Below are 25027 nucleotides of genomic sequence, written 5' to 3'. Positions count from 1 at the left end.
CACCTCCACCCACCACACCCGGAAAATCCCCCGCAACCGCCGCGCGAACCCCGGGTTCAACCCCTCAAGGACGCTGCGCCGGCAACGACGTCGGCGCGTTTCGAGGAGGAACACCATGAAGCGCAACGGACTGGGGATGCTCGCGGCGGTGCTGGGGATGACGGTGGCGCTGCCCGCCGTGGCCGCGGAGGCCGACCAGCGGCAGGTGAACCAGCAGCAGCGCATCCACCAGGGCGTGCGCAGCGGAGAGCTCACCGGCCGCGAGGCCGCGCGCCTGGAGCGCCAGCACCGCGCCCTGAAGCGGGAGATCCGCCAGGACCGCCGCGACGACGGCCACCTGGACGCCTCCGAGCGCGCCCGCATCGACGCGAAGCAGGACGCCCTGAGCCGCCGCATCGCCCGCCAGAAGCATGACGCGCAGGCCCGCTAGCAAATCCCGGGAAATTGCGCGCCGCGACATCCACCCCGTGCATCCATCCGGGGTGGAAAAGTCAGCGCTGCGTGGGGCTTTCGTGACGGGGATTCCGCCCCGGGTGTGTCCTTCCCCTGCATGTGCGTGCTTTCAGGGAAAAGCAGGTGGGGGACGCAACCCAGGTTCTTGAACGGCGAGAATGGAATCAATCGCAGCCGGTGACCGAGGTCGGGTCACTGCTCCCACCCGGAGCCCCCCACATGAGCTACCGCATCCAGTCTGGCGACACCCTCTCGGCCCTGGCCAAGCGCTACAACACCAGCGTTGGCGACCTGATGAAGGCCAACCCGGACATCAAGGACAAGAACCTCATCTACGCCGGCAAGAGCCTGAACATCCCCGGCTCCAAGGACTCCTTCGAGCCCGGCACCTCCGGCAGCGGCGGTTCCAAGGCCGGTGGCGGCACGGGCGGCTCCAGCGGCTCGGGCAACGTGACGGCGCCTCCGGGCGGCGCGGGCCCGGCCTCGCGGGGCCCCGGTGGCAGCCCGTTTGAGATCGCCCAGTCGCACCTGGGCAAGAACGCCGGCTCGCTGAAGATGGAAGGCAGCGGCGTGGGCGCGGACATGGAGGACTGGGTCCCCAACGACGTGAACTGCGCCAACTTCGTCTCCGCGTGCCTGGAGCAGGCCGGGCAGATCAAGGACAGCCAGCACAGCGCCTCCGTGATGACCCTCCAGGCGAACCTGGACCGGGACCCGAACTTCCAGCGCGTGGACCTCAAGGACGCGAAGCCGGGCGACGTCGTCTCCATGAAGGTGGGCAGCGGCCAGCACGTGGTGATGTTCGCCGGCTGGAAGGACGGCAAGGCCCAGTTCATCGGCTCCAACAACGTGAACTCGGACGGCTCCCAGCGCATCAGCTACAGCTCGATGAACTACCCCATCATGTCCGTGCACCACTACAAGGGCTGAGCCGCACGGCCTTCGCGCCTGAAGCACCCGGTGGGGTCTTCGCCTCCCGCGCTCCCGAGCGCGGAAGGGGGAGGCCCCATCCTCGTTTTTCCGGGAGGTCCAAGCAGCCTCCCCTGCCCCGGGAGGCACCCGCAGTGCCGCCGGATTCACATTGGACAGTCCTTCCGTCCAGGGTTGGACGTTCCCTGGACACCAGGACTTTGCGTGGGGACCCGGGCGGGGGGAGGCTGAGGCGCCCATGCGAAGCCTCATCCTGCTCGTGGAAGACCATGTCGACAGCCGGGAGATGCTGGAGGAGTTCCTCACGCTGGAGGGCTTCGCCGTCGAGGTCGCCGGCAATGGCCTTCATGCGTGGGAGCGCCTGCGGCGGCAGCCCCTGCCGGACGTGATGCTGTTGGACCTGATGATGCCGGTGATGAGCGGCTGGGAGTTGATGGAGCGCATCCAGAAGGAGCCGCGCTTCAAGAACCTGCCCGTCATCGTCGTGTCGGGCGCGGGCGCCACGCGGCCCGTGCCCCAGGGCATCCGGGCCTCCATCCCGAAGCCGCTGGACCTGGATGACCTGATGCGCGCGCTGGAGCCCTTTCGCTCGCAGTCCGAGTTAGCCGCCGCCTACTAGGGCACCGGGGCACTGGCGCCGCGCGGCAGGAGGGCGCGGAAGGTGGTGCCCTCCGAAGCGCGGGAGCGCACCTCGATGCGCCCGCCGTGCCCCTTCACCACCTGTTCGACGATGTAGAGCCCCAGGCCCAGGCCCCCGTGCGTGTTGCCGCCGCCGCCGCGCCGGAAGGGGTTGAACAGGTGCGGCAGCACGTCCGGCGGGATGGGCGTTCCGCTGTTGTGCACCTCCAGCGCCACCTGCTCTCCCACGTCCGTCAGCGTGAAGCGCACCGGGGAGTCCGGCGGGCTGTACTGGAGCGCGTTGCCGCCCAGGTTGCTCACCACCTGGAGCAGCCGGTCCGCGTCCCAGGCGCCGTCGTAGCGGCCGGGGCCCGCCTGGAACGTGAGGGTGCGGTCGGGCCACGCCGCCTCCAGTTCGTCCACCGCCTGGCGCACCACGCCGCGCAGGTCGCCGGGCACGCGCTCGATGGGGATGCCGCCGCCCAGCCGGCTGCGGGTGAAGTCCAGCAGTTCGGAGATCATCCGCGCCATCCGCTCGCCGGAGCGGGCGATGCGGGACACGGCCTTGCGGTCGCGCTCCGGCAGCGCGTCGCCGTGCAGCAGCTTCGTGACGGACAGCTGGATGGCGTTGAGCGGGTTGCGCAGGTCGTGGCTGACGATGGCGATGAACCGCTCACCGAACTGCGCCGCCTCGCGCGCCGTCTCCTCCGCGCGCCGCCGTTCGGTGACGTCCACCAGCGTGACGACGCCCGCGACGATGTGGCCGGACGCATCCCGCACGGGCGCGCTGGAGCCCAGCAGGTGCGCGGTGGTGCCGTCCGGACGCCGCACCTGGAAGGGCTCCGCCGTGCGCGTCTCCCCGGTGCGCAGCGCTCGCGCCATGGGCCAGGCCTCGTCCGGCAACAGCTGGCTGTCCGCGCTGAACATCTGGTGGGCCACGTCGTAGTCCGCGACGCTGGAGGCGGGACGGAACGGCTGGCCCAGCAGGGACTCCAGCGCGCGGTTTCCCATGAGCAGCTTGCCGCTGGGAGCCTCCGCGATGAGCACGCCCGCGGGCAGCTGATCCAACACCGCCGACAGCCGCGAGCGCTCCGCTTCGATGGTGGCCAGCAGCCGCTGCCGCTCCGCTTCCGCCTGACGCCGGGCGGTGATGTCCAGCACCGTGGCGGCGCGGCCCACGCGGCGGCCGGTGGCGTCGCGCAGGGACGTCACGTGCACGAAGGCGGGGAAGCGGCTGCCGTCGCGGCGCAGGTGCAGCGCTTCGTATTCATGCGACAGCTTGGAGCTGACGGCGGCCATGTGCCGGGGCAGCGCCCCGCGCGACTCGGGCGCCACCAGGTCCTCCAGGCGCAGGCCCTTGAGCGCCTCCGCGGGCTGTCCGTGCATGCGCGCGAGCGCGGGGTTCGCCGCCACGAGCGTGGTGTCCTCCGCGTCCATCACGCCCACGCCCACGCCCAGGTGCAGGAAGATGTCCTCCCAGTGCCGCGGCCCGGGCCCGTCCGTCCCACCGCTCTCCGCCGCGTCGCGCTCGGAGGTCAGGCGCCCCTGGACGTACGCCTCCAGCGCCGCCTCCTCCACCGCGTCCACGGCCGCGTGGAAGGCTTCCATCCGCTCCGGATCCGCGTCCCCGCCGGAGCGCTCACGCCACAGCCGCAGCACCGTCTCCCGCAGGCGCCGGTAGCCCGCCACCCGGGGGCGTCCGTCGGGGCCCCGCACGAGGAGCGCCGCCTCCCGCGCGAAGTCCTCGGAAACCCGCGCCCCGGGGTTCGCCAGCCGGGCCGCCACGGCGTCGAGCACGCGGGCGAAGACATCACCGGAGCCCGGCGCTTCGCGGATCCACGCGTCCTGGAGGACGTTGCGGGACTCGAAGAGGAAATCGGCCAGGGGCTGGTGGGGCACGGTGCGCGGGCTCACGGAAGGAAGGGGCCAAAAAGGCCCCATCCGACTTAGGCGTCCCACACCACCACCACAAGAACCGTGTGCGCGCCCTCAGGACGCCGGGGGAGGCACCACCCGGAGCGGCTGAAGGGTGGTCAACCGCAGCAGGCCCTCCCCGGGTTCCAGCCGGTAGCGCACCTGGAAGCCACAGGTCAGCAACGCCGCGCCCTCCCTGGCGGGCAGGGGCACGGGTGTTCCGGGCATCAGGCTGGCGAGCGCGCCCAGCTCCTCCTGGAGCTGCTCGCGCACCTCCGTCGGGCACGCACAGAGCGCGCGCACCACCTGCGGTTCAAGCTGGAAGCGGTAGGCCATGGCGGCCCCCACGGTGTGCATTGCACCCTCCCTGCAACAAGACAGTCTGGCGGTTATTTTCGATGTCCAGCGTGAGGCGTCCGGGGAGAACAGTGCGCCCCCAACAATGTCGGGCAGCCAACGCTGGGGGGCCCGTTCGACCTGGGTCTGCTTCATCCCGACACAGGAATGCAGGTGGAATCCAGGTCGGCCATGGGCATCCACCACCTGCTGCTCGTCGAGGATGACCGGACGTGGCGGGAGGGCGTGGGCCGGGCGGCGCGCGAAGCGGGCTTCGTGGTGTCGCTCGTGGCGGACGGCGCGGAGGCGTTGAGCTGGCTGCGCCACCGGCCACGTGCCCAGCACCCGGACCTCGTCCTGCTGGACCTGATGTTGCCGCGCGTGGACGGCTGGGAGCTGTACGGACGGATGCGCACGGACGCCCGGCTGCGGCACCTGTCGGTGATGATGATGTCCAGCGCCAGTGGTCCGCCGGAGGTGCCCCTGGGCGGGGTGGTGGGCTTCCTGCGCAAGCCTTCGCGGCCGGAGACGCTGGTGTCGGAGCTGGCGGAGCGCGTGCGCGAGCTGCCCCGCCGGACGCCGGAGCCGCCGCGCATGCCGTACACGCTGCGCCTGCCGGACGAGTCCCTCTATTCGCTGCATGCGCTGCCGGACGCGATCCGCCACGCGGTGCGCGTGCACCTGCTGCGCGCCGCGGAGCTGGCGGCCACGGAGCTGCCCCTGGCGTCCTCGTGGTTGATGGCGCTGCACAGCGAGCAGCCCTCGCTGCTGGTGACGGTGGAGGGCGTGCGGGTGGTGCTGGAGGTGGACGACGCCGCGTGCGCGCTGACCGCGAGCATGGTCATCATCCCCAGCCACCTGCGCTGCGCCTGAGCTTCCGCCCGGACGCTCAGTCCACCGGGACGGCGTGGACCGCGCCGGAGTGCAGGTCCACCCACACCACCCGGCCGAGCAGGTCGTGGACGAGGCACCAGTCGTCGGTGAGCCGGACGACCTGGGGCGGGAGGCCGGAGAACTGGAAGCTCACGCGCGGATGTCCGGCGAGGTCGCGCAGGACGGCGGTGTGCAGCGAGCCTTCGATGAACCGCGTCACGTGCCAGGCGTGCGCGAGCACCATGCCCACGCGCGACGGATCCTTCCACGGGATGGCGTGGTTGCGCCGCCCGACGAACGACGGCAGGACGGGCCAGGGGGGGAGCTGTTCCTCCTCGGTGACATCGCGCCGCCCCGCCGCCACCTCTCCGTCCGGGGTGAGCGCGTGGATGTCCGGCGCGCGGGACAGGCGTGGCACGTGCGCGCGCTGGCGCAGGGTGGGGCCTCCCGCCAGGGCGTAGCCCCAGCGCTCCAGCAGCCCGAAGTCCTGGGCCGCGGAGAGGTGCAGGACGAGGAAGGACAGGTGCTGCGCGTCGGCGGCCACCTCCACCACCGCGCCGCCCACCTGGGGCACGCGCCAGAGCGAGCGCAGGTCCTCCGCCAGCGCATCCACCATCATCACGGTGTCGCGCACGGCGACGAACCAGCGGTCCCCGTCATACGTGGGGGCCCACGCACCCAGCTCCGTGTCGCACCAACGCGTGGCCCGGCGCGCCACCAGGTCCAACCGCGACAGGCGCCACACGTCGCCCCGGCGGGCGAGCGCGAGCGCCCGGTCCCCCTGCGAGGAGAGCACCAGCGAGAACGCCGGCACGTCGAACCAGGCCAGGGTCCGCCCGTCCGGGCCCACGAGCCGCGCGCCCGCCTCACCCAGCGCGAGCAGCACGCGCTGGCCCGGGAGCACCACGGCGTCATGCACCGCGTGGGCGCCCGCGTCGTGCCTGTCCCGCAGCACCGGGGTCACCATCCGCTCCGACTCGGGGAGCTCCGACCACGCGCGGAGGACCGGCTCCGCGGGCAGGTGCAGGTCCAGGCGCAGCGCCGCCATCGCGGGTTCCTTCACGTTGCGCAGGCGCTTGATGAGCGCGTCCAGCGGCACGGAGAGCTCCGTCGCGCGGTCGCGCATCAGCGAGCGCAAGGTGGGGGTGAGCAGCGCGGCGTAGGCGTCGGAGGGCTCCTGGCGCAGCAGCTCGGTGGCGAAGGCGAAGCGCTCCGGCGCGCGTTCGGGGGACTCGTCCGACAGCAGGGCCTCCACGGCCCCGCGCGCGGCGCTGAAGCCCTCCGGGAAGCCGAGCGCCTGGTGCACGAGCAGCTTCGCGCCGCTCGTGCCGCCCGCGAGCACGCCCCGCTCCACCCAGGCCTTCGCCAGGGGGCGCGCGGAGACCACCGGCCACACGGCCTCCACCGCGCGGGCCCAGTTTCCGGCCTCCGCGTGCGCATCCCCCCACAAGAGCCGCAGCGCTTCCGCTTCACGCGGATGGGACTTCTCCAGGCGCAGCACCGCGTCCGCGAACACGCCGCTCCGGCGGGCGATGGCCACGGCGCGGCCCACGTCCTTCGCGAGCAGCCACTGCCGCACGACGAGGCCGGCGGGCAGGTCGCGACCTTCGGCCAGCTCCGCGGCCAGCCGCAGGCGGCCGTGGCGCTCCAGGAAGGAGACGGCTTCTTCCGTCGCGTTGAGCAGCTCCGCCAGGACGAAGGCGGCTTCGTCGATGCGGCCCTCGCGCTCCAGGCGGCGGAAGATGTCGCGGTAGCGCTGGCGCAGGGTCTCGAACACGGCGCCGCCGCCGAACATCTGGGGGGGGCCGCTGTTCGGGGTCGGCTGGATGTGGAGGTGTTCGCGCGGCGACGGCACCCCCAGCGCGAGCTGCGCATCGGGGCTGGGGTCCCTGCCGAGTGGAATCGCGTGGCGCAGGGCTTCGTCGATGTCGCCCTGGTCGAACAGCTCCAGGAGGCGGCGCAGGTAGTCGCGCTTGCGCTCGAGGACGAGCCGCCCCAGGGGCGTGTTCTCCGCCATCCACGACTTCAGCCGGGCGAGCGCGCCGGGGCCTGGGGGCCTGCGTGGGGACGTGGGCGTGTCGGCGCGTGGGCTTGGGGTCGCGGCCTCCTTCGCATCCGGGGCTCCGGCGAAGGCGCGCAGCCACGAGCGCAGGGCCTGCATCAACGGCGAGGGGGATGCCGGCCGGGAGCCTGCGGACAGGGAGGACGGTGGATCCGCGGGTCCCGTGTCTCCTCGCAGCCCGGACATGAGTCGTGCGAACCAACTGGGACGCGCGGGTGTGAAGGACGCTGTGTCTTGCGCGGCGCGGGTCAGTCCTTCGCGCGAGGCAACACTTCCGAAGAGGCGCTGCCACAACCCCGGCCCTGAGCCGGTGACGTGGTGGTCCCCCGTGGCCTCCGAGCCGGGAGAGAACGCGTTTCGCAGTCGGGCGAGGAGGCCCGCGCGACGTACCGCCATCGCGCTTCCCGGAGCTACTGCGGGCCTGGTCCCGAACGCCTGTCGCAGGCGCGAGAGCAAGCCTTCCCGTCGCGCGACGGGGACCGCCCTGCCCTCCATGCGCGCCAGCATCCGCTGGGCCTCGGGCGCGAGCGCGGGCACGCCGGGTCCGAACGACTCGCGCGTGGGTGGCGGCAGGGGCGCCAGCACGTGCTGCATGACCGGCGGCGGCGCGCCCAATCCCTTCACCGTCATCCGCTGCCACCCGGACACGTCCAACCACGCGCCCGGCTCCAACTGTCGGGCCTCCCCCGGCACGTGCACCCGCGCGCGCCCCGCGAGCACCAGCACGACAGCGCCCGGCGGCGGCGCCAATCGCTCACGCTCCTTCGGCGTCAGCGGCGCGCTGGTGAGCACACCCGACTCCAACACCAGCGGCAGTCCCGGCGCGGCCTCCACGGCGACCTTGCACGGCGCCGGCAGCCGCAACAGGTAGCCTCCGTCCAGAACCCAGACCGAGGCCCCGGGCCTCCAGGCGGCCAGCACGCGACGGCGGGCCTCGCTCACGCCCAGCGCTCCGGCATGGAACCAGAAGGCCGCCGCCACCACCGTCCCCCGGTGCACATGGGCCCGGGGACGCAGCACTCCGGCTCCGGCGCTCACGAAGTGGACTCCGGGACGGCGCGGTAGAGCACCGTCTGCTCCATCAGGTCCCACAGCACCAGCTCGCCCGTCTTCGTCAGCCAACCGAACACGGGTTGCCCATGGCTCGCCGCCGCCTGCACCACTTCGTCCGTGGCGGCCACCAGCGTCCGGGGCGCCTGCTCCGAGAAGAAATGGAACGTGCGCCGGTCCGGATCCAGCGCGAGCACCCCCGGCGGCGACGGCGCGGGGGGCTGCACCGCCCCCACCACGCGGTACGCCGAGGGGACCACGACCTGCGTCACGCCCATGTCCAGGAACAGCCGCCAGTTCTCTTCCTGATGGCGCACCACGAGCAACCCCGCGTAGGCATGGCCTCCGGAAGGCGAATACCCGAAGTACGCTTCACCGTGCCGGGCATTGAGAGGAATCATGCGGGGCGCCGCCTCTCCCAGCACCCCGAGCCGCGCGATGATCGCGCGCCCCGTTCCGCCCGCCTGGGGACGGGTGACGTAGACCGGTTTGGACAGCACCTCGGCCAGCGCGGAGACCTTCTCATCCACCCGGAGGAGCGACGAAACCCCATCCCGCCCGGGAGGAGGCAGGTGGAACAGGCCGTCCTGCGCGTCCTTCAACCAGAGGTGTTCCTGTCCGTTCGGCTCCTGCCAGCTCACGAGGGGCAGCGATTGCATTCCCGGGAGGGACTCCGGCCGCTCCACCTCCGACGCCACCTGGTAGTGGACCTTGCGGAACCCCGACGACGTGCGCACCTGCCCGTGCATCACGTAGTCGTTCCCCTGGCGCGCCAGCACCAGCAGTCCTCCTGAATACCGCCAGCCCACCGCGATGACGTGCTGGCCTCCGGGGACCTGGACGCGCCGAGGCTTGGGCACGGTGGCGCGAGGCGAATGGGGCACCGCCATCGCCGCGACGCTGCCGTCCGAGTGGTGCATCAGGATGCGCCGGCCATCGCCGGAGAAGGCGAAGTGGGTGAGGCGCCGGTCCTTGCGCGTCCACACCGGGGCCACGGTCCGCCGCTCGAACGGGTTGCGCAGCAGCCGGATGCAGTCATCCGGAGGAGGAAGCTCCAGCACCACCGACCGGGCGACCTGCGACGCGGGCCGCACGTCCACCGTGAGGCGGTGCGCGCCGGGCTCCATCGGCTCGGACACCTCCACGCGGGACATCCCCTCCGCGCCCGCGAGTCGTGACAGGCGCGCGGCGCCCACCAGCCATGCATCCCCGGGTGCCTGCTGGAGCTCCAGCGCCTCGCGCCACGCGGCCAGGTGGCGCGCGGAAGCCGGTTCGATGGAGCGGGCCTCCAGCCACTTCAGGAGCGAGGGGACCTCCAGGCCCGAGTGCGTGGCGGACTCAGGAGAGGACTGGAGCGCGCCCCAGATGAACGCGGCCCCCGCGGCTTCAGCCCGCCGCGCGAGCACGATGAGCAACGCGAGGTGCGCGATGCGGGGCAGGCCCAGTTGATCCGGTCCCGCGTCCAGCAGCACCACCGTGCGCCGCGCCCCCTGGGGTTGCCGGAACGCGGGCTTGAGGAAGGACAGCTCGCCGAACGCCGCGCGGCGCACCAGCTCGTCGGGAGTGTCCAGCGCCCAGAGCCATTCACTGACGAGCAGCCGGTCGAAGGGCCCCCGGCGGGTGAGCCCGTCATAGCCCTGCGGCTCTCCACCCTCGGCCTCGCCGCGAGGCCGCAGCCCACCCAGCGCCGCCGACAACCGCGCCACGTGCGGCCCCAGCGTGAGCGCGAGGTCATCCGGGAAGAGGGACAGCTGCATCGCCCAGGGGCGAAGGATGGGGGGCAGCGCGGTCACGGCCGCGCCCCTGGAGGCGCGAGCCACGCGACCAGTGACGCGCGCACGACCCGCTGGGCCGCGCCCACCGGCACGAGCCGCGCGGAGGCAGGCAGCACGACGAGCGGCGCATCCCCCTGCCCCGCGAGAAACGCGCGCTCCAGCAGGGACACCGCCACCTCCGGCTCCAATGCGCACGGCAGCAGGAGCCCGGGGGCCAGCGGGTCGCGTCCCAGGTAGACCACGCCCTCCACCCAGGGCAGGGAGGCTGCGACGCCCAGGAGCACGAGCACGTCCGGGCCCGCGACCCCGCTCCAGGATTCGAGCATCGCGTCGTCCGCCCGAGCCGCCCGGGCCCCCAGTGCCCGCGCGACCTGACCCACGCCCGCGACGGCGACAGGCTCCAGCGGGACGGCCCTGGGGCGCCAGCGCACGGAAAGTCCCGCGACGGCGCGCTCCGACTCCGGTGGCGGCCTCATGACTCCCGGTTTCTTTCCACCACCGGGCGGCACCGCGCCAGGAGCAAGGAGATGGCCTGCACGGCTGAACCGGCGCGACGCCCGTCGATCACGCCCGCAGTCTAGTCAGCTCCGGCCTGCTCCGGATACGGGGCCGCGCACCGCCAGGACCCCGGACAAGAGGCCCACGGACAAGACACGCAACCTCACGGGTCATCACCCCGGAGCGCGTCACGCATTGAATCCAGCGCGTCTCCACACCCCCCACGACCCCATGGATTCAGGGGCGGCGACCTACCTCGAAAGGTAGTTGCCAATCATGAGAACCTGCTAGGTTGCCATCCCCATGAGGAAGTGCCTCGACAGCCTCTTGCTGGGCCTGCTCCTGACGGCCACGGTGGCGACCGCCCAGGAGCGGCAGCCCCTGGTCCGCAACGTCTACCTGTCGGACGACCCGCAGCAGGAAGTGCCTCGCATCCACGTGGGCTCGCGCATCGCGACGGTGCTGCGCTTCGAGCAGGACGTGGACCCGAGGCGGACCGCGCTGCTGGGCTGGGAAGGGCGGTTCGAACCCGTCCTGTCAGGTGGGAAGTCCGTGCTGCTGGTGCCGCGTCAGAGCCTGCCGCCGGAGGATGGTTTCCTACTTCAGGTGACGCTCCAGGATGGGACGGAAATCCCCTTCACGCTCACCGCTCCGGAGGACGGACAGGCGGATCAACAGGTCAATGTCTTTCGAGACAGTGAGAGCCCTGGCGCCGTGCGTTCGCGTCTGTCGGACTCACGAGTGCGGGAGCGGCAGCTCCGTGAGGAGAACGAGCGCTTCCGTCAGGAAGAGACCTCCGTGGACCACGCGCTCGCCGCGCTTCTCACCCAGAGCGCGGTGAAGATGACGCCCTTCCGGGTCCTCCGCGCATGGACGTTCTCCTGCGACATTGGAACGGTGGAGATCCGTGGCTACATCCATCCGACCAAGACGGCCGTCGTCTTCCAGATCACGAACCAGACGGCGAAGACTTCGTGGCGGATGAAGGAAGCCCGGTTTTCGGTCGCATCCACCGGAAAGGCCTGGCCCTTCGCGCTGCGGATGAACCAGACAGAAATCGTCCCAGGCTCTTCGGGCACCATCGCGGTGGTCGCGGACCTGAGCACCTTCGATTTCAAGAAGGGATCCGAGAAACTCGTCCTAGAACTCTTCCGTCACGACGGTCTCCGAGAGGCAATGGTCGTGGTGGAAGAGACGGGCCCGCACAAGTAGACCCTCCCATCCATGGCTCATCCCCACGTGATTCGCTCCTGCTCTCTGTTGCTTCTGGGTCTCCTCACCAGCTGCGCGACCTCTGCTCCCATTCCAGGACAGGTCGCCATGCGCTCCGACGGAACCCCAGAGCCCGAAGCCTGCCCGGAAGAAGCCTTGAAGGCGATGCGGCTCCTGGGGCTGCGCGTCTCCGATGGAGCCACGCTGGAACTCGACGTCAACCAAGCAGACACCAATCCCGTGTACCTGCGCGAAGGACCCATCGAAAGCGAGCTGAACAACAGCCTGGGCCCACTGGAGCCTGGAACGTTGATGTACGGCCGCATCTGGACGGGTGGGCAACAGGTCGTCATCCGGTACTACGAGGCCAAGCCGCCCGACCGCGAGAGGCTCCCTCTTTGCGCGGTCGCCCGGACGGCGAAGGGTCAGCTGCGGAAGATGAAGGGCTCCAAGCCTGGAATGGCCACCCTGGAGTTCTCAGGCTCGGGAGTCTTCATCGTCGACGGGTTCCGGTAGTCACGCCGCCCGCGACGCCACGTCGCCCAGCACCGCCGCCACCTCACCCCGCAGCGCGCGCAACGCGTCCGGCAGTGCCTCCGGCGCGAAGCCCGCGTCCACCTCCCGCGCCACGCCCTCCAGCTTGAGCCGCCACGCTGCCAGGCCCTCCACGTCCTCATCCGCGGGCCGGGTCTCCAGCAGCACCTGCCCCGCCTGCGCGATGCGCTGGGCCCGCGCGAGCGGCCCCGCGCTCGCCTCCAGCGCCGCGGCCGGCAGCGCCGGGTTCTCCGACGCGGAGAGCACATCGCGCAGCACGTCCCGCGCCAGCGCCTGCGCCTCCTTCGTGGGCACCGCGTAGACGAGCGGCCACAGGTCCGCCACGCCCGGCGTCGCCCGCCCCGCCAGCGCCGCCGCCGCCGCGACCAGCCGCTGCACCTTCACCGCCCGGCGGTCCGACAGCGCGATGCCCGCGCCGCGCAGCGTCCGCAGCGCCTGCGCCAGGTGCGGCCGCACCGGCCCCAGGTCCGCGCCCCGCGCCACGCCCGTCACCACGTCCAGCGCCGCCAACGACGCCACGCGCGGCGCCGCGTCCGTCCACAGCGACGCGCCACCCGTGAGCAGCTCCTCCAGCCGCGAGTCCGGCACCGGCTCCACGAAGATGCGCGCCAGGAAGCGGTCGGAGAACGCCGCCAGCGCGTCGTCCTCCGGCAGCCCGTTGGACGCGCCCACGCAGATGCGCAGCGGCACCTGCATGCGCGTGTGCCCGCGCCGGAAGGTGCGCTCGTTGAGCAGGCCCAGCAGCGTGTTGAGGATGGCGGTGGAGCCCAGGAACACCTCGTCCAGGAAGGCCACCTCCGCCTCCGGCAACATGCCGGACGTCTCCGTCTCCACCACGCCCTCGCGCAGCTTGCGCAGGTCCACCGGCCCGAAGATTTCGGATGGCTCCGTGAAGCGCCCCAGCAGGTATTCGAAGTAGGTGCCGCCCAGCGCGCGCGCCGTCCGGCGCACCGCCTCGCTCTTGGCCGTGCCCGGCGGGCCCACGACGAGCAGGTGCTCGCCCGCCACCGCCGACAGCGCCACCAGTTCCACCATCGCCTCGCGCTCCACCAGCCCTCGACCCGCGTCGGTGAGGGCGTCGCGCACGGTGGCCGCCGCGACCTCGAATGTACCGGACATGCCCCCAAGCCTAGCCGGCCCCCCTCCCCGTCGCGAAGCCACCCCTCGGGGCCTCCCGCTCCGGAGCCGCGAAGGCACCCGGGCGACCGGGCACGCCCTGTCCCCGCCCCCGGTCCGTCATACAGTGGCGCGATGGAAACGAAGTGGAAGTGGCTGGCGCTGGCGGTGGTACTGGGGGCGGGGCCAGCAGGAGCGGAGGGGTGGCACGGTTACGCCTCCCTGGGCGCGGGCGTCACCCTGGACCACTTCAGCGACTGGCGCGCCAAGGGCCCCACGCTGCAGGCGTGGCTGGGCATCGAGACGCCGCCCGGCCTGTCCCTGGGCGCGGTCTTCGAAACGACCCAGACCTGGGGCCAGCAGTTCGCGCAGGCCCGGGACCCGTCGCAGATGAGCCGCGTGCAGTTGGACTACACCGCCGTGGGCATCGAGGCCCGCCTGCGCTTCCTCGGCGACAAGCCGGTGACGCCGTGGCTGGGCGCGCGGCTGGCGAAGAGCTGGGCGAAGCCCTTCACCCCCAACAGCCTGGGCGAGCTGCGCCGCGAGGACTTCGACGTCACCAGCATGGCCTTCCGCGTGGGCCTGGACGGCTGGTTCGGCGACCACTGGGGCCTGTCCATCGCCACCGCCCTCCAGTTCTGCGACCTGAAGTTCACCAAGGACGCGGACACCAGCACCTGCGCCAAACCCCTCCAGAGCATCACCGCCGGACCCGTGCTGCGCTTTTGATGCGGTTACAGTGCGCGCCCATGAACGCGCCGCCCCCCGTCCCCACGTCAGGCCCCCGCTGGCTGTACCTGCACGGCTTCGCCTCCGGCCCCGCCTCCACCAAGGGCGTGTGGCTGGACGCGCACTGGGCGAAGCAGGGCATCCCCCTGGAGCGCCTCAACCTGCGCGTGCCGTCCATGGAGCGCTTGAGCCTCCACGCCATGCTCGACACCGTGCGCGACGCGCTGGGAGCGCCGCACGAGCGCGCGGTGCTCATCGGCTCCAGCCTGGGCGGACTCGTCGCCGCGCGCACCGCGGAGAAGGAGCCCCGCGTGGGGGCCCTGGTGCTACTCGCGCCCGCGTTCCACTTCGTGGAGCAGCTCCAGCGCCGCATGGGCCAGGAGGGCTGGGCCCGGTGGCAGCGCGAGGGCTTCCTCGAAACGGATGACCACGCGGAGAAGCGCCGCACGCGCGTGCACCACGGCATCGTGGAGGAGGCCCAGGCGATGGATGCCGAACGGGGCGTCTGGCCCGACGTGCGCGTGCCCACGCTCATCGTCCACGGTCGCCGGGATGACACCTGCGACGTGCGCTACTCGCGCGAGTGGGCCCGGGGCAAGCGCCACGTCCGGCTGGTGGAGGTGGACGACGGCCACGAGCTGACCGCTTCGCTGGAGGCCATCGCCCGGGAGGCGGACGCCTTTCTCGCGCCGTGGCGGGGTGGGGAGGACACCCGGCAGGTGTTCACTGCCGACTGACCGGCGAGCGCTGGCGCCCCTGGCGCGCTTGCGTTCCGGACGCGCCGGTTAAGGTGGCGGCCATGAACCGCGAATACCACCGTTGGTACAGCCAGCGGCTGAACCGGGACATGGACGTGCTGCTGTACGGGCACTCGGGCGAGCCCATCATCCTGGTCCCCACCAGCAAGGGCCGCTTCTACCAGGCCGAGGACTTCGGCCTCATCGGCGCCATCGCGGACGGCATCTCCGCGGGCCGCTACGTCGTGGTGTGCGTGGACTCGGTGGATGAGGAGTCCTGGTACAACAAGGACGTCGCCCCCGCCGTGCGCGTGGCCCGCCATGCCCAGTGGGAGGACTACGTCGTCAGCGAAGTGGTGCCGCTGGTGCGCGGGCGCGCCTCCGGAGGGCGGCTCACGCTGGCCGGGTGCAGCCTGGGCGGCTTCCACACGTACAACGTGGGCCTGCGCCACCCGCACGTCTTCCAGCGCCTCATCTCCATGGGCGGCAAGTTCGAGACGGAGGACTTCCTGGACGGCCACCACGACGAACAGGTGTACTTCCACACCGCGCCCCAGTGGCTGCCCGGCCTGCATGACACCGCGCGCCTGAACGCCCTGCGCCGCGTGGAGATGACCCTGGCCGTGGGCGAGCACGACTTCTGCCGCCCCTCCAACGAGCACCTGTCCAAGCTGCTCTGGCAGAAGGACATCCGCAACGACCTGTCCATCTGGAGCGGCGGCACCCACGACTGGCCCGTGTGGCGGCAGATGATCCGCCAGTACCTGCCGGCCTGAAGCACCGCCGCCCGCGAAGCGGCCCCCGCGACTCTTGGACGCCTCAGTTCTCCAGGGGCCGCAGCGTGCCCGCGCTCACGCGCCAGAAGCGCCACAGCACGGCCAGGGCCACGAAGATGAGGCCCGCGCACAGGCCCCACCAGATGCCCAGCACGCCCATGCCCAGGCCGAAGCTGAGCAGCAGCGTCAGGGGCAGGCCCACCGCGTAGTGACCCACGATGTTCGCCAGGAAGGTGAAGCGCGTGTGGCCCGCGCCCCGGAGCACGCCCGCGCCCACGCCCTGCACGCCGTCGAACACCTGGAAGATGGCGCTCACCATCAAGAGCGGCAGCAAGAGCGGCAGCACCTCCGGCGGCGCGCCCGCCAGCCTCGCCAGCCCCTCCGGGAAGAGCGCGAACCCCAGCCCGCTCAGCGACATCACCACCGCGCCGGTGGCGAAAGCCATGAGGCCGCTTCGCCGCGCCTGCGGCGTGTCGTGCGCGCCCACCGCCCAGCCCACCCGCACGCTGCCCGCGTTGCCGATGCCCAGCGCCATGGTGAAGGTGAGGCTCGCGAAGGAGATGGCGATCTGATGCGCGCCCACGCTCGCCGGGCCCAGCCGCGCCGCCAGCACGCCCGCCAGCGCGAACACGCCCACCTCCGCCGCGATGTGCAGCCCAATGGGCAGGCCCACCCGGAACGCGCGCAGCTGGTCCGCGAGCGCCGGCTTCAGGGACGGCGTGCCCGGCACGGGAATCCCAGCCACCGCCCGCGCCACGATGAGCACCTCCAGCGCCGTGCACAAGAGCGTGGACAGCGCCGCGCCCGCCGCGCCCATCGCCGGCACGTGCGTGAGGGGCCCCGCCCACGCGGGCAGTGACGCGCCACCGAAGACGAACAGCGGCACCATCAGGAGGTTCAGGATGTTGGCCACCACGGTGGACACCACCAGCGGCCGGGGATTCCCGATGGCCTGCAGGTACGCGCGCACCGTGAGGAAGATGAGCATCAGCGGCAGGCTGGGCGCGCGGAAGTGGAGGAAGGCGCGCACCTGGACGATCTGCTCCTCGGCCACGCCCACCCACGGCAATCCCGACGGCACGGTGATGAGCACCGCCCACAGCACCAGCCCCACGAACGCGGACAGCCAGATGCCCTGCCAGAGCACGTCGCGGGCGCGCAGCGGGTTGCGGGCACCAATGGCCTGCGACACCAGCGGATCCACGCCCATCATCAGCCCCATGCCGAAGCTGCTGACGGCGAAGAACAGGCTGTGGCTCAGGCCCACCGCCGCCAGCGCGGACGTGCCGGCCCGGCCGACGATGAGCGTGTCCACCAGCCCCATGAGCGACTGGCCCGCCTGCGCGATGCACAGGGGCAGCGCCAGCCCGAGCAGGGCGCGCAACTCCCCCCGGTTCCGGACCGAGTGGGACGACGACACGGACGGCTCGGGGGCATCGGGCGGCATGGCGGGCCTATAGCCTCTTCGGGAGGGGATTGCGCTGCCCGAGCGACGGACGCGCCTCCCCCTCCCCGCCTGACCGCCCCCCCTACGTCAGGGGTTGACGAGCTTGGGGAAGCGCGTCGTGACCAGCGGCGTCTGGAGGCTGTTCACCTTGGACACGCGCACGCCCGCGTCGCTGATGGCATACACGTAGTCGTCCGCCATCACGCTGCGGCGCACGTCCGGCGTGTAGTACCAGGTCCAGTCCGGCGTCTGCACCCGCTGGAACATGTCCGTCATGCTCAGCGCGCCCACCGGGGAGATGCCCGCCTCCAGGTCCACGCGGAACACGCGCAGCTCCGTGCGGAAGCCGTTCCAGTAGTCGTCCCCGCCGTAGGTCCGGGGCGCGTAGTCCGTGAAGGGGATGGCGACCAGGCCCTTGGCCGGGAAGTAGTTGAAGGCCTTGTGCTCATAGAGGGCCTCGCTCCAGCCGTAGGCGGTGCCGACCAGCTGCGTGAAGGCCTCCTTCGGGTTGGCCAGGTCGCTGACGTCGAAGAGCGACAGCTTCAGCGAACGCTCCCCGCAGCAGCCGCCGTTCGCGTCGGTGTGCACGCCCATCGTCAGCAGGTGGTGGTCGCCCACCGGGTGCAGGTACGTGGAGAAGCCGGGCACCTTCAGCTCGCCCACCTTGTGCGGGTTCGCCGGGTCGCTCAGGTCGAAGGTGAAGAGCGGATCCACCTGGAGGAACGTGACGATGTAGCCCCGGGGGCCCACGAAGCGCGCGCTGTAGATGCGCTCCCCTTCGGCCAGGTCCGCGCTGCGGCCCAGTTCCTTGAGCTGGCCGTTCTTCACACCCATCGTCGTCACGCGGCTGGCCGTCGTCGTGCGGCCCCACCACCAGTCCTCGTGGTCCACCTCGGGCAGGCGCGTGGTCACCGTGGTGGCCAGCCGCAGCACGCCTTCGTACTCATCCAGGGCGAACTGGTTGACGGGCACGCCCTCCACCGTGCCGGAGCCCGCATACACCGCGCGGCCCGGCTGACGGGTGTCGAACTTGTGCACGTAGGTGAAGTCCTTCTGCCCCGGCTCCGGCCACCACCAGTAGTGCGAGTGCGCCAGGTAGAGCGAGTCCTTCGACGCGTACACCGTGCCCGGCTCCGCCACCAGGCTGGTGCGCCCCGGCGCCGCCGACTGCGCGTCCAGGTCCAGCGAGGCCACCGTCACGAAGCCCAGCGCGGACGGCGCGTTGCTCCGGTAGAAGTCACTGCACGTCACCGGCAGCGACGTCGTCACGCCCGCCGCGTCCACGTGCTTGCCCGCGGGCAGCCACTGGTCCAGCGTGTTCGCGCGGATGAGCTTCTCGTTGAGCGCGATCTGCTCGTCGATGGCCTTCTCCAGCTTGCCCTCGTTCTTGTAGAGGTCTTCCGAGTACGGCACCCAGGTCTTCACGCCCTCCGGCCAGCGGAACGCATCCGACAGCACGAGGCGCACGGAGCTGTCCACGCGGCGCGCCTGCGTGAAGAGGCCCGGCAGGTACACCTGATCCACCACCTGCGGGTTGGCCAGGTCCGACACGTCCACCGTGGTGACCTTGGTGCTGTCGGCGGCGTAGTAGCCACAGCGGAAGCCAAAGCCGGCGCAGTCGTACATCGGCATCGGCGCGCCATCGCCCACGTAGTAGCCCCCGCTGGACGGAATGCCCGGCAGGCCCTGGCGCACCTGCGAGACGATGACCAGCCGCTGGTGCTCGTCCAGCAGCATCTCCCGGGGCCAGCCCTCCACTTCCAGCGAGCCCGCCAGCGTCAGCTGCTCCGCGGGCCACGAGCGGTGCGCGTAGAGGTGGTTGCCCGACAGCACGAAGATGCGCGTGCCGTCGTTCTGCACGAAGTCCGACTCGTGCACGCCCTCCACCTGGTTGTTGGTGCCGGTGGAGTCCTTCGGGCCCTGCGGGCTGCCACCGCCCGACGAGGCGTCCCCTTCTGCCATGGGAGGAGCGCCGTCCAGGTCGATGCCCCGGTTGCGACCAAACCTCTCCCAGAAGCCAGGTTTCTGCTGTTCCAGGCCCGCGCGCATCTGCTTGGACGCGGTGTCCTCGATGTACTGCTCCAGGTCCGAGCAGGCGGCGAACTCCTCCAGCCGCAGCGACTGCTGCACGGGCTCATTGCCCACCGAGGGCGCCTTGTCGCCGCTACAGCCCACCGCCAGCAGCGTGAGTCCCACTCCTCCGAAACGCGTCCAATGCATGCCTGGGTCCCTCCCTCGAAAGCTTCGCGGGGCGTGGTGCATTGCCACGCCCGTGCCAGGGCGGAATCCCTGGCGCGAACCTGCGATTGCGAGGGTTTGCGGGGCCGGGCCGGGCCCGCGCCGCTCTCAGAAACCTGAGGCGCGCGCGGGGCCCGCGGTGGGAAAACCGAGGGTCTGGGGCACGAAGCGCACGAAGCGCTGCTGAAGCTGCGCGTCCATGCCCTCCAGCTTGAGGCCCATGCCCGTCTGCGAACGGAAGGCGCTGCCCGGGCCGGGCGGGTTGGACCACGCCACCACCGCCTGCGCCTCACACGGGGTGCGCTGGCCGGCCATCACCAGCCGCAGGGACAGCCGGGCGCCCTCGCGCGCGGGCGTGAGCGTGCGCACGAAGAGCCCCTGGGGGCTGGCGTCGTGGCTGAAGCCGCTGAGCGTGGGCCCGCCCGTGGTGTTGAACTCCACCACCGTGAAGAAGGGCACGCGCTCCGCGGCCCTCAGCGGCACGGTGCCCGGCGACAGGCGCGCCATCACCCGCCCCAGCAGCTCGTCCGCGCCCAGGTGCCGCTTCTCCAGGAGCGGCGCGCCGCACAGCTCCAGCGCGCGGGCCAGCACGTCCGGCGCCTCCTCCACCCGCGACAGCAGCACCAGCGGCTTGCGCGGGTACAGCTCCTTGAGGCGCGTGGCCAGGGCCAGCGCCTCGCGCGGCAGCCGGGAGACGTCCACCACGAAGCCATCCAGCCGGTCGCCGTGGGCCGCCGCCTGCGCGCCCGCGTCATCCAGGTCCTTCGCGTAGAGCACGTGCAGCCCTTCGTGCTCCAGCGCCCCGCCCAGGAAGGTGTGCAGGAAGCGGCCGCCCTCCACCAGCAGCACGCCGCGCCCGCGCGGCGGGCCCGTCCAGACGCGCTCCCGGGACGCCCTCACCGCGGCCACCTTCGCCGCCAGGGCCTCCTGGCACACCGGCTTGGGCAGGAAGTCATCCGCGCCCGCGCGCCCGCAGTGCATCACCTCATGGGGCTCGTCCGCCGCGGTGAACATCACCACCGGCACGGCACGGCCAGCCGCGTGCGCCTTCACCGCGCGGCACGCCTCGTCCCCCTGGAGCTTCTCCAGGTGCAGGTCCATCAGGATGAGCGCGGGCACCCGCTGCTGCAGCTCCGCGAGGCACGCGTCCGCCCCCTCCAGCCCCACCACGTCGCAGCCCATGCGCGACAGGTGCAGCCGAATCACATCCCGCGCCGTCCGCGAGTCGTCCACCACGAAGACCAGGTCTCTCGGGCGCGGAGAAATTCCGGGGTTCATCATGACTCCCGGAGATAAGCGGACTCCGGGAAAGTCACCATGCACCCCGCGCGTCAACGTGCGCTGGTGGACGCCTTTTCCGCGTGGCGCGGGACATCAGCTCCGGGGTTCCGCGCGACCGGACAGAAGCTTGGTGAGCTGGCGAGCAATCTGGGCGCACTGGGCCGCGTCCCCGGCCGCCAGCGCGTCCTTGCCGCCCACCAGCAGTTGCTGGACGGTGCCCACGGCGGTCTCCGCCTCCGGGCTGGGGTTCTCCTTGGCGCTCTTCTGGAGCAGGCGCGCCAGCTTCTCCCCGCGCTCCAGCAGCTTGCGGAAGGTCTCCTCCGCCTTGCGCGCGTCCACCACGCCCTGGGCCTGGGCGTAGTTCATCTGCTCCTGGCCCAGCTTCTCCGCCTCGCCCTGCGGCAGGCTGGCGCGGGCCTCCAGACGGACCACCTCCATGTTGCCGGAGGTGAGGTCGGTGGCCTTCACCGACAGCGTGCCTTCGCCGGACAATTCAAAGACGACCTCCAGGGGCGTCTCCCCGCGCGCGGCGACGTGCAGGTTCTTGAGGACCACCTCGCCCAGCTTGTGGTTCTCGTCCTGGAACTCGCTCTCCCCCTGGTACACGGGGATGCGCGCCTCGGCCTGGCCGGAGGTGCCCGGGAAGAAGATGTCGCGCGCCACCACCGGCACGCCCGTGTTGCGGGGGATGAGGCGCTTCACGCGCCCGCCCATCACGCCCACGCCCAGGCTCTGGCTGGCCACGTCCAGGAGCAGCGCCTGCCCGGACTGCCGCAAGAGCTCATCCGCCTGCACCGCGGCGCCCAGCGCCACCGCTTCGTCCGGGTGCACGTCCGTGGAGGGCGCGCGGCCGAAGAAGTCCGCCACCAGCCGGCGCACCATCGGCACGCGCGTCATGCCGCCCACCAGCAGCACCACGTCCACCGAGCGCGGATCCATCTTCGCCTCGGCCATCACGCTCTTGCAGACCTCCAGGCACCGGCGCGACAGGGGCTCGGAGAGGGTTTCAAAGAAGCTGCGCGTGAGCGCGGTGTTGATTTCGGTGAAGCGCTTCACGCCCGCGGTGTGGTCGCCCAGGCCGGAGACGGTGATGCTGGCCTCGTCCCTTTCGGTGAGCTCGCGCTTGGCCGCCTCCGCCGCGACCTTCAGCCGGCGCAGCGACTGCGCGTCCTTGGACACCGCGTCCTGGAAGGCGTCCTCCACCTGCGCCAGGAGCCACTGGACGATGCGCTGGTCGAAGTCCTCGCCCCCGAGCGCGTGGTCGCCGCCGGTGGCCTTCACCTCGAAGACGCCCGCCTTCACGTCCAGGATGGACACGTCGAAGGTGCCACCGCCCAGGTCGAACACCAGCGCGCTGCCCTCGAAGCCGCGCGACAGGCCGTACGCCAGCGCCGCGGCGGTGGGCTCGTTGACCAGGCGCACCACCTCCAGCCCCGCGATGCTCGCCGCCTCGCGCGTGGCCTGGCGCTGGTTGTCGTCGAAGTTGGCCGGAACGGTGATGACGCACTTGCGCACGTCGCGCCCGAAGTGGGCCTGCGCATCCAGCCGCAGCTCCCCCAGGATGAAGGCGGACACCTGCGTGGTGGGCAGCACCCGGCCCGCCAGCTTCACGCGCACGTCGCCGGAGGGGCCGGCCACCAGGGGGTAGGGCACCATCGACTTCGCCTGCTGGACCAACTCCGGCGTGTAGCGGCGGCCCAGGAAGCGCTTGGTGGCCCACACCACCGCGTCGGGTTGTTCCTCCGCCAGCGCCTGGGCGGGTTGCCCCACCACGCGGTCGCCCGCGCGGGTGAGGCCCACCACGGAGGGCGTGAGGCGACCTCCCGCACGCGAGGGGATGAGCCGCGGACGTCCGTCTTCCACGGTCGCGACGACGCTGTTGGTGGTGCCCAGGTCGATGCCGATGACGGGTTCTTGCATGGGGCGAGGAGGCCCACGCTACGGGCCCGCCCCCCATTCCGCCAAGCCCTCTTGCTACCTGGGCGTCACCTTGCGAGCGCTGGCCTGCCTTTGGAGGCCACGCCCGCGTTCACTGAAACAGACCCACAAGGCCCGCTTCCGGCCACCCGGGACCCGGGAAGTCGGCAGGATTGCCGTGGGGGACGCCCCATGCTAAGGGCGCCAGCGTCATGGTGAACGTCTCCATCGCCCGCCGCTACGCCCGCGCCATCCTCGACGTCGCCGCGGAAGGCAACCGCACCGACCTGGTCGCGGAGCAGCTCAACGCCTTCGCCGACGTGGTCGGGCACAGCCCCGAACTGTCGGATGTGCTGCTCAACCCCGCCTACAGCCGCGTCCAGCGCAGCAACGTGGTGGAGGCCGTGCTCAAGGCGCTGCCTTCCCCCGCGGATCCCGCGCTCGCCAACGCGCTGCGGCTGCTGGTGGACAGGAACCGCCTGGGCTACCTGCCCGACATCGCCCGGCTCTACCGCGACATGGCGGATGCCCGCGCGGGCCGCGTCCGGGGTCAGGTCACCAGCGCCGTGCCCCTGTCCGCCGACGCCGTCACCCAACTCCAGCAGTCGCTCCAGCAGCTCACCCAGCGCAACGTCGTGCTGGAGACCCGCGTGGACCCGGCCCTGCTTGGCGGCGTGTCCGCCCAGGTGGGTGGCACCCTCTACGACGGCACCCTGCGCTCCCAGTTGGAGCAGATGCGCCGCGAGCTGAAGTAGCCCGCCTTCCAGCACCCAGACGGCCAACGTCCCAGGTTGGCCGTATTGCCCCGTAGTCCTAGTCAAACCCGTATTTCCCGCTGGCACGGGGAATGGGTATACTTCTCGTCAACGCGGACAAGCCCGCGTTTTCCGAGACGACCCGCCCATGCCGCAGCCCGTGTTCCACCGGCTTCCCGGAGCCCTTCCGTCCTCAGGGGTTCCCGAGGAGTCCTGGCCCTTCCTGAGTGCGTTGCTGAACGCGCCGGGTTGGGGGGTGGCGCTGGTGGGCGCGGACTCCCGCCTCCTCTGGATGAACGACCTGCTGGCGTCGCTGTGCGGCCGGCCGGCGGCGCTCTCCGTGGGGCGGCTCCTGCTGGAAGCCTGGCCGGGGCTGGCGCCGTCGCTGGTGCCGCTCGTGGGCCGGGCGCAGTCGGGCGAGCGCGTGGCGGAGGAATTGGTGTCGGGGCGCTTCGGTGAGGTGGGCACGCTGCGCCACCTGACGGTGAGCGCGATGCCGGCGGCTCCAGCGTCGGCGGGCGTGCTGCTGCTCCTGCGCGACAACTCGGCGCGCCTGCGCGAGGAGGCGGCGCTGCGCGCGAGCGAGGAGCACATGCGCAGCATCGTGGAGATCTCCTGTGACGGGTACTTCTTCCACGACCGCGGGCAGTTCCTGGACATCAGCCCGGGGCTGGCGCGCCTGCTGGGACACTACGAGACGGCGGAGCTGATCGGCCGCAACGTCATCGACTGGGTGGCCCCGGAGTTCCGCGCCCCCGCGCGCGACGCCATGGAGCGCGGCGTGGAGGCCCCCTACGAGGTGGCCATCGTCCACCGCGACGGCCGGCGCATCCCCGTGGAGGTGATGGGCCGCCCCGCCACCTACCAGGGCCGCGCGGTCCGGCTGGCGGCGGTGTGGGACGTCAGCAGCCGCAAGTCCTCCGAGGAGCGCCTGGCGCGCATGGAGCACTTCCGCGAGCAGTTCCTGGGCGTGGTGGGCAACGACCTCAAGGCCCCCCTCCAGACCCTCCAGCGCGACGTGCTCGCCCTCCAACACGCTGCGCAGATGCCGGAAGCCCTGACGGAGCAGGTAGGGCGTGTGGGCCAGGGGGTGCGCCGGGTGGAGCGGATGATCCACCAGCTCATGGACTTCACCCGCGCCCGGCTGTCCGGGGGCCTGCCGCTGCACGCCTCGTCCGTGCACCTGGGACAGGTGGCGGAGCAGGTGCTGGCGGACCGGCGTCAGGCCCACCCCGGCCGCGACCTGCGCCTGACGGCCCTGGGCGACCTGAGGGGCACCTGGGATGGGGGGCGGCTCACCCAGCTGGTGGACGCCCTGCTGGGCAACGCCCTGCACCATGGCCCGGCGACGGCGCCGGTGGCGCTCCAGCTCCAGGGGAATGGGGACGGCGTGACGCTCCAGGTGCACGACCAGGGGCGCCGGGTGCCGCCGGAGAACCACGCCACCCTCTTCGAGCCCTTCCGGCGCTGCGCCTCCTCCTCCGGGGGAGTGGATGGGGACGGCCTGGGACTGTCGCTCTACATCGCCCGGCAGATCGCCCTGGCCCACGGCGGTCGCATCTCCGTGGAGTCGGGGGCCACGGACGGCACCCGGTTCATCGTGTGGCTGCCCCGGACGGGCGGTTCGTCCGCGACCGGCTCCTGAGCCCCCAGGCACCCGAGCCCGCGAGCCGCCCGCCAGGACAGGTGGGGGGCGGGGGGCGGATTCGCACGGGTTCCAACGACCCGCCAGAGGGTGCGGACGGGTCCTCTAAC

The 25027-nt window shown here is 71.8% G+C and carries 21 protein-coding genes; 11 read left to right on the top strand and 10 right to left on the bottom strand.

What is annotated here, in order from left to right:
- Positions 1–115 precede the first annotated feature (115 nt).
- The 3 genes from D7X74_RS20485 to D7X74_RS20475 all read left to right on the top strand — a co-directional run bounded on the left by D7X74_RS20485 (position 116) and on the right by D7X74_RS20475 (position 2002).
- Positions 116–430: a hypothetical protein gene (locus D7X74_RS20485; RefSeq protein WP_120534672.1), complete on the top strand. Its 315-nt coding sequence runs from the start codon at positions 116–118 to the stop codon at positions 428–430.
- 242 nt (positions 431–672) lie between these two features.
- Positions 673–1383, top strand: a complete 711-nt coding sequence (locus D7X74_RS20480; RefSeq protein ID WP_120534671.1) for a LysM peptidoglycan-binding domain-containing protein — start codon at positions 673–675, stop codon at positions 1381–1383.
- Positions 1384–1621: 238 nt separating this feature from the next.
- On the top strand, positions 1622–2002 hold the full coding sequence (locus D7X74_RS20475; protein ID WP_120534670.1) for a response regulator: 381 nt from the start codon (positions 1622–1624) through the stop codon (positions 2000–2002).
- On the opposite strand, the gene D7X74_RS20470 is transcribed toward D7X74_RS20475, so the two are convergent.
- Together D7X74_RS20470 and D7X74_RS20465 are read right to left on the bottom strand one after the other, a co-directional pair.
- Positions 1999–3900 (bottom strand): PAS domain-containing sensor histidine kinase, encoded by a 1902-nt coding sequence (locus D7X74_RS20470; RefSeq protein WP_233602177.1) that lies wholly within the window; start codon positions 3898–3900, stop codon positions 1999–2001. The two genes, D7X74_RS20475 and D7X74_RS20470, sit on opposite strands and share 4 nt — an antisense overlap.
- Before the next feature lie 90 nt (positions 3901–3990).
- The gene (locus tag D7X74_RS20465) at positions 3991–4272 is read right to left on the bottom strand and encodes a hypothetical protein (protein WP_120534668.1); all 282 of its coding nucleotides are present in this window, start codon (positions 4270–4272) and stop codon (positions 3991–3993) included.
- Positions 4273–4425: 153 nt separating this feature from the next.
- On the opposite strand from D7X74_RS20465, the gene D7X74_RS20460 reads away from it, so the two are divergent.
- Complete coding sequence (locus tag D7X74_RS20460) at positions 4426–5124, top strand: response regulator transcription factor (protein WP_233595880.1); 699 nt, start codon at positions 4426–4428, stop codon at positions 5122–5124.
- 16 nt (positions 5125–5140) lie between these two features.
- On the opposite strand, the gene D7X74_RS20455 is transcribed toward D7X74_RS20460, so the two are convergent.
- From D7X74_RS20455 to D7X74_RS20445, 3 genes are read right to left on the bottom strand one after another with little or no spacing between them, the layout of a single operon-like run.
- Complete coding sequence (locus D7X74_RS20455) at positions 5141–8224, bottom strand: bpX6 domain-containing protein (protein WP_120534666.1); 3084 nt, start codon at positions 8222–8224, stop codon at positions 5141–5143.
- A complete protein-coding gene (locus tag D7X74_RS20450) occupies positions 8221–10029 on the bottom strand; it encodes an LpqB family beta-propeller domain-containing protein (protein WP_120534665.1) in 1809 nt (602 codons plus the stop codon). The genes D7X74_RS20455 and D7X74_RS20450 overlap by 4 nt, the downstream gene beginning before the upstream one ends.
- A complete protein-coding gene (locus D7X74_RS20445) occupies positions 10026–10487 on the bottom strand; it encodes a hypothetical protein (protein ID WP_120534664.1) in 462 nt (153 codons plus the stop codon). Before D7X74_RS20445 ends, D7X74_RS20450 begins: the two co-directional genes overlap by 4 nt.
- A 325-nt stretch (positions 10488–10812) precedes the next feature.
- On the opposite strand from D7X74_RS20445, the gene D7X74_RS20440 reads away from it, so the two are divergent.
- Positions 10813–11721 carry a DUF2381 family protein gene (locus D7X74_RS20440; RefSeq protein WP_120534663.1) on the top strand — a complete coding sequence of 303 codons (909 nt, stop codon included), beginning with the start codon at positions 10813–10815 and terminating at the stop codon, positions 11719–11721.
- Positions 11722–11829: 108 nt separating this feature from the next.
- Positions 11830–12237 (top strand): serine/threonine protein kinase, encoded by a 408-nt coding sequence (locus D7X74_RS20435; RefSeq protein ID WP_341870443.1) that lies wholly within the window; start codon positions 11830–11832, stop codon positions 12235–12237.
- On the opposite strand, the gene D7X74_RS20430 is transcribed toward D7X74_RS20435, so the two are convergent.
- On the bottom strand, positions 12238–13395 hold the full coding sequence (locus D7X74_RS20430; RefSeq protein WP_120534661.1) for an AAA family ATPase: 1158 nt from the start codon (positions 13393–13395) through the stop codon (positions 12238–12240). It lies immediately after the preceding gene.
- Between the two features lie 132 nt (positions 13396–13527).
- Between D7X74_RS20430 and D7X74_RS20425 the strand changes: the two genes are divergently transcribed.
- The 3 genes from D7X74_RS20425 to D7X74_RS20415 all read left to right on the top strand — a co-directional run bounded on the left by D7X74_RS20425 (position 13528) and on the right by D7X74_RS20415 (position 15634).
- The gene (locus D7X74_RS20425; RefSeq protein ID WP_120534660.1) at positions 13528–14121 is read left to right on the top strand and encodes a hypothetical protein; all 594 of its coding nucleotides are present in this window, start codon (positions 13528–13530) and stop codon (positions 14119–14121) included.
- A 20-nt stretch (positions 14122–14141) separates the two neighbouring features.
- Positions 14142–14858, top strand: coding sequence for a YqiA/YcfP family alpha/beta fold hydrolase (locus D7X74_RS20420; protein WP_120534659.1), 717 nt, complete (start codon positions 14142–14144; stop codon positions 14856–14858).
- A 62-nt stretch (positions 14859–14920) separates the two neighbouring features.
- On the top strand, positions 14921–15634 hold the full coding sequence (locus tag D7X74_RS20415; RefSeq protein WP_120534658.1) for an esterase family protein: 714 nt from the start codon (positions 14921–14923) through the stop codon (positions 15632–15634).
- A 43-nt stretch (positions 15635–15677) separates the two neighbouring features.
- On the opposite strand, the gene D7X74_RS20410 is transcribed toward D7X74_RS20415, so the two are convergent.
- The 4 genes from D7X74_RS20410 to D7X74_RS20395 form a co-directional block, all read right to left on the bottom strand.
- Positions 15678–17081: an MATE family efflux transporter gene (locus D7X74_RS20410; protein ID WP_120534657.1), complete on the bottom strand. Its 1404-nt coding sequence runs from the start codon at positions 17079–17081 to the stop codon at positions 15678–15680.
- Between the two features lie 87 nt (positions 17082–17168).
- On the bottom strand, positions 17169–19301 hold the full coding sequence (locus D7X74_RS20405; protein WP_120534656.1) for a beta-propeller domain-containing protein: 2133 nt from the start codon (positions 19299–19301) through the stop codon (positions 17169–17171).
- A 126-nt stretch (positions 19302–19427) separates the two neighbouring features.
- Complete coding sequence (locus D7X74_RS20400; RefSeq protein ID WP_233595906.1) at positions 19428–20600, bottom strand: TIGR02266 family protein; 1173 nt, start codon at positions 20598–20600, stop codon at positions 19428–19430.
- A gap of 93 nt (positions 20601–20693) precedes the next feature.
- Entirely contained in the window at positions 20694–22520 is a 1827-nt protein-coding gene (locus D7X74_RS20395) for an Hsp70 family protein (RefSeq protein WP_120534655.1), read from the bottom strand.
- A 209-nt stretch (positions 22521–22729) separates the two neighbouring features.
- On the opposite strand from D7X74_RS20395, the gene atpH reads away from it, so the two are divergent.
- Together atpH and D7X74_RS20385 are read left to right on the top strand one after the other, a co-directional pair.
- Entirely contained in the window at positions 22730–23272 is a 543-nt protein-coding gene (atpH, locus tag D7X74_RS20390; RefSeq protein WP_120534654.1) for an ATP synthase F1 subunit delta, read from the top strand.
- Positions 23273–23420: 148 nt separating this feature from the next.
- Positions 23421–24917 carry an ATP-binding protein gene (locus D7X74_RS20385; RefSeq protein WP_120534653.1) on the top strand — a complete coding sequence of 499 codons (1497 nt, stop codon included), beginning with the start codon at positions 23421–23423 and terminating at the stop codon, positions 24915–24917.
- Positions 24918–25027 lie beyond the last annotated feature (110 nt).

The sequence above is a fragment of the Corallococcus sp. CA047B genome, assembly GCF_003612065.1.
Taxonomy (GTDB): Bacteria; Myxococcota; Myxococcia; order Myxococcales; family Myxococcaceae; genus Corallococcus; species Corallococcus praedator.
Note: the sequence above shows the minus strand (reverse complement) of the source record. Positions and strands in the feature narration are given on the sequence as shown.

Bases quoted from the DNA above. Each gene is read 5' to 3' on its own strand.
- D7X74_RS20415 (WP_120534658.1), top strand. From the start codon at position 14,921: ATGAACCGCGAATACCACCGTTGGTACAGCCAGCGGCTGAACCGGGAC.
- D7X74_RS20400 (WP_233595906.1), bottom strand. From the start codon at position 20,600: ATGATGAACCCCGGAATTTCTCCGCGCCCGAGAGACCTGGTCTTCGTG.
- D7X74_RS20410 (WP_120534657.1), bottom strand. From the start codon at position 17,081: ATGCCGCCCGATGCCCCCGAGCCGTCCGTGTCGTCGTCCCACTCGGTC.
- D7X74_RS20385 (WP_120534653.1), top strand. From the start codon at position 23,421: ATGCCGCAGCCCGTGTTCCACCGGCTTCCCGGAGCCCTTCCGTCCTCA.
- atpH (WP_120534654.1), top strand. From the start codon at position 22,730: ATGGTGAACGTCTCCATCGCCCGCCGCTACGCCCGCGCCATCCTCGAC.
- D7X74_RS20475 (WP_120534670.1), top strand. From the start codon at position 1,622: ATGCGAAGCCTCATCCTGCTCGTGGAAGACCATGTCGACAGCCGGGAG.
- D7X74_RS20425 (WP_120534660.1), top strand. From the start codon at position 13,528: ATGGAAACGAAGTGGAAGTGGCTGGCGCTGGCGGTGGTACTGGGGGCG.
- D7X74_RS20440 (WP_120534663.1), top strand. From the start codon at position 10,813: ATGAGGAAGTGCCTCGACAGCCTCTTGCTGGGCCTGCTCCTGACGGCC.
- D7X74_RS20430 (WP_120534661.1), bottom strand. From the start codon at position 13,395: ATGTCCGGTACATTCGAGGTCGCGGCGGCCACCGTGCGCGACGCCCTC.
- D7X74_RS20395 (WP_120534655.1), bottom strand. From the start codon at position 22,520: ATGCAAGAACCCGTCATCGGCATCGACCTGGGCACCACCAACAGCGTC.
- D7X74_RS20435 (WP_341870443.1), top strand. From the start codon at position 11,830: ATGCGCTCCGACGGAACCCCAGAGCCCGAAGCCTGCCCGGAAGAAGCC.
- D7X74_RS20405 (WP_120534656.1), bottom strand. From the start codon at position 19,301: ATGCATTGGACGCGTTTCGGAGGAGTGGGACTCACGCTGCTGGCGGTG.
- D7X74_RS20485 (WP_120534672.1), top strand. From the start codon at position 116: ATGAAGCGCAACGGACTGGGGATGCTCGCGGCGGTGCTGGGGATGACG.
- D7X74_RS20445 (WP_120534664.1), bottom strand. From the start codon at position 10,487: ATGAGGCCGCCACCGGAGTCGGAGCGCGCCGTCGCGGGACTTTCCGTG.
- D7X74_RS20480 (WP_120534671.1), top strand. From the start codon at position 673: ATGAGCTACCGCATCCAGTCTGGCGACACCCTCTCGGCCCTGGCCAAG.
- D7X74_RS20420 (WP_120534659.1), top strand. From the start codon at position 14,142: ATGAACGCGCCGCCCCCCGTCCCCACGTCAGGCCCCCGCTGGCTGTAC.
- D7X74_RS20465 (WP_120534668.1), bottom strand. From the start codon at position 4,272: ATGCACACCGTGGGGGCCGCCATGGCCTACCGCTTCCAGCTTGAACCG.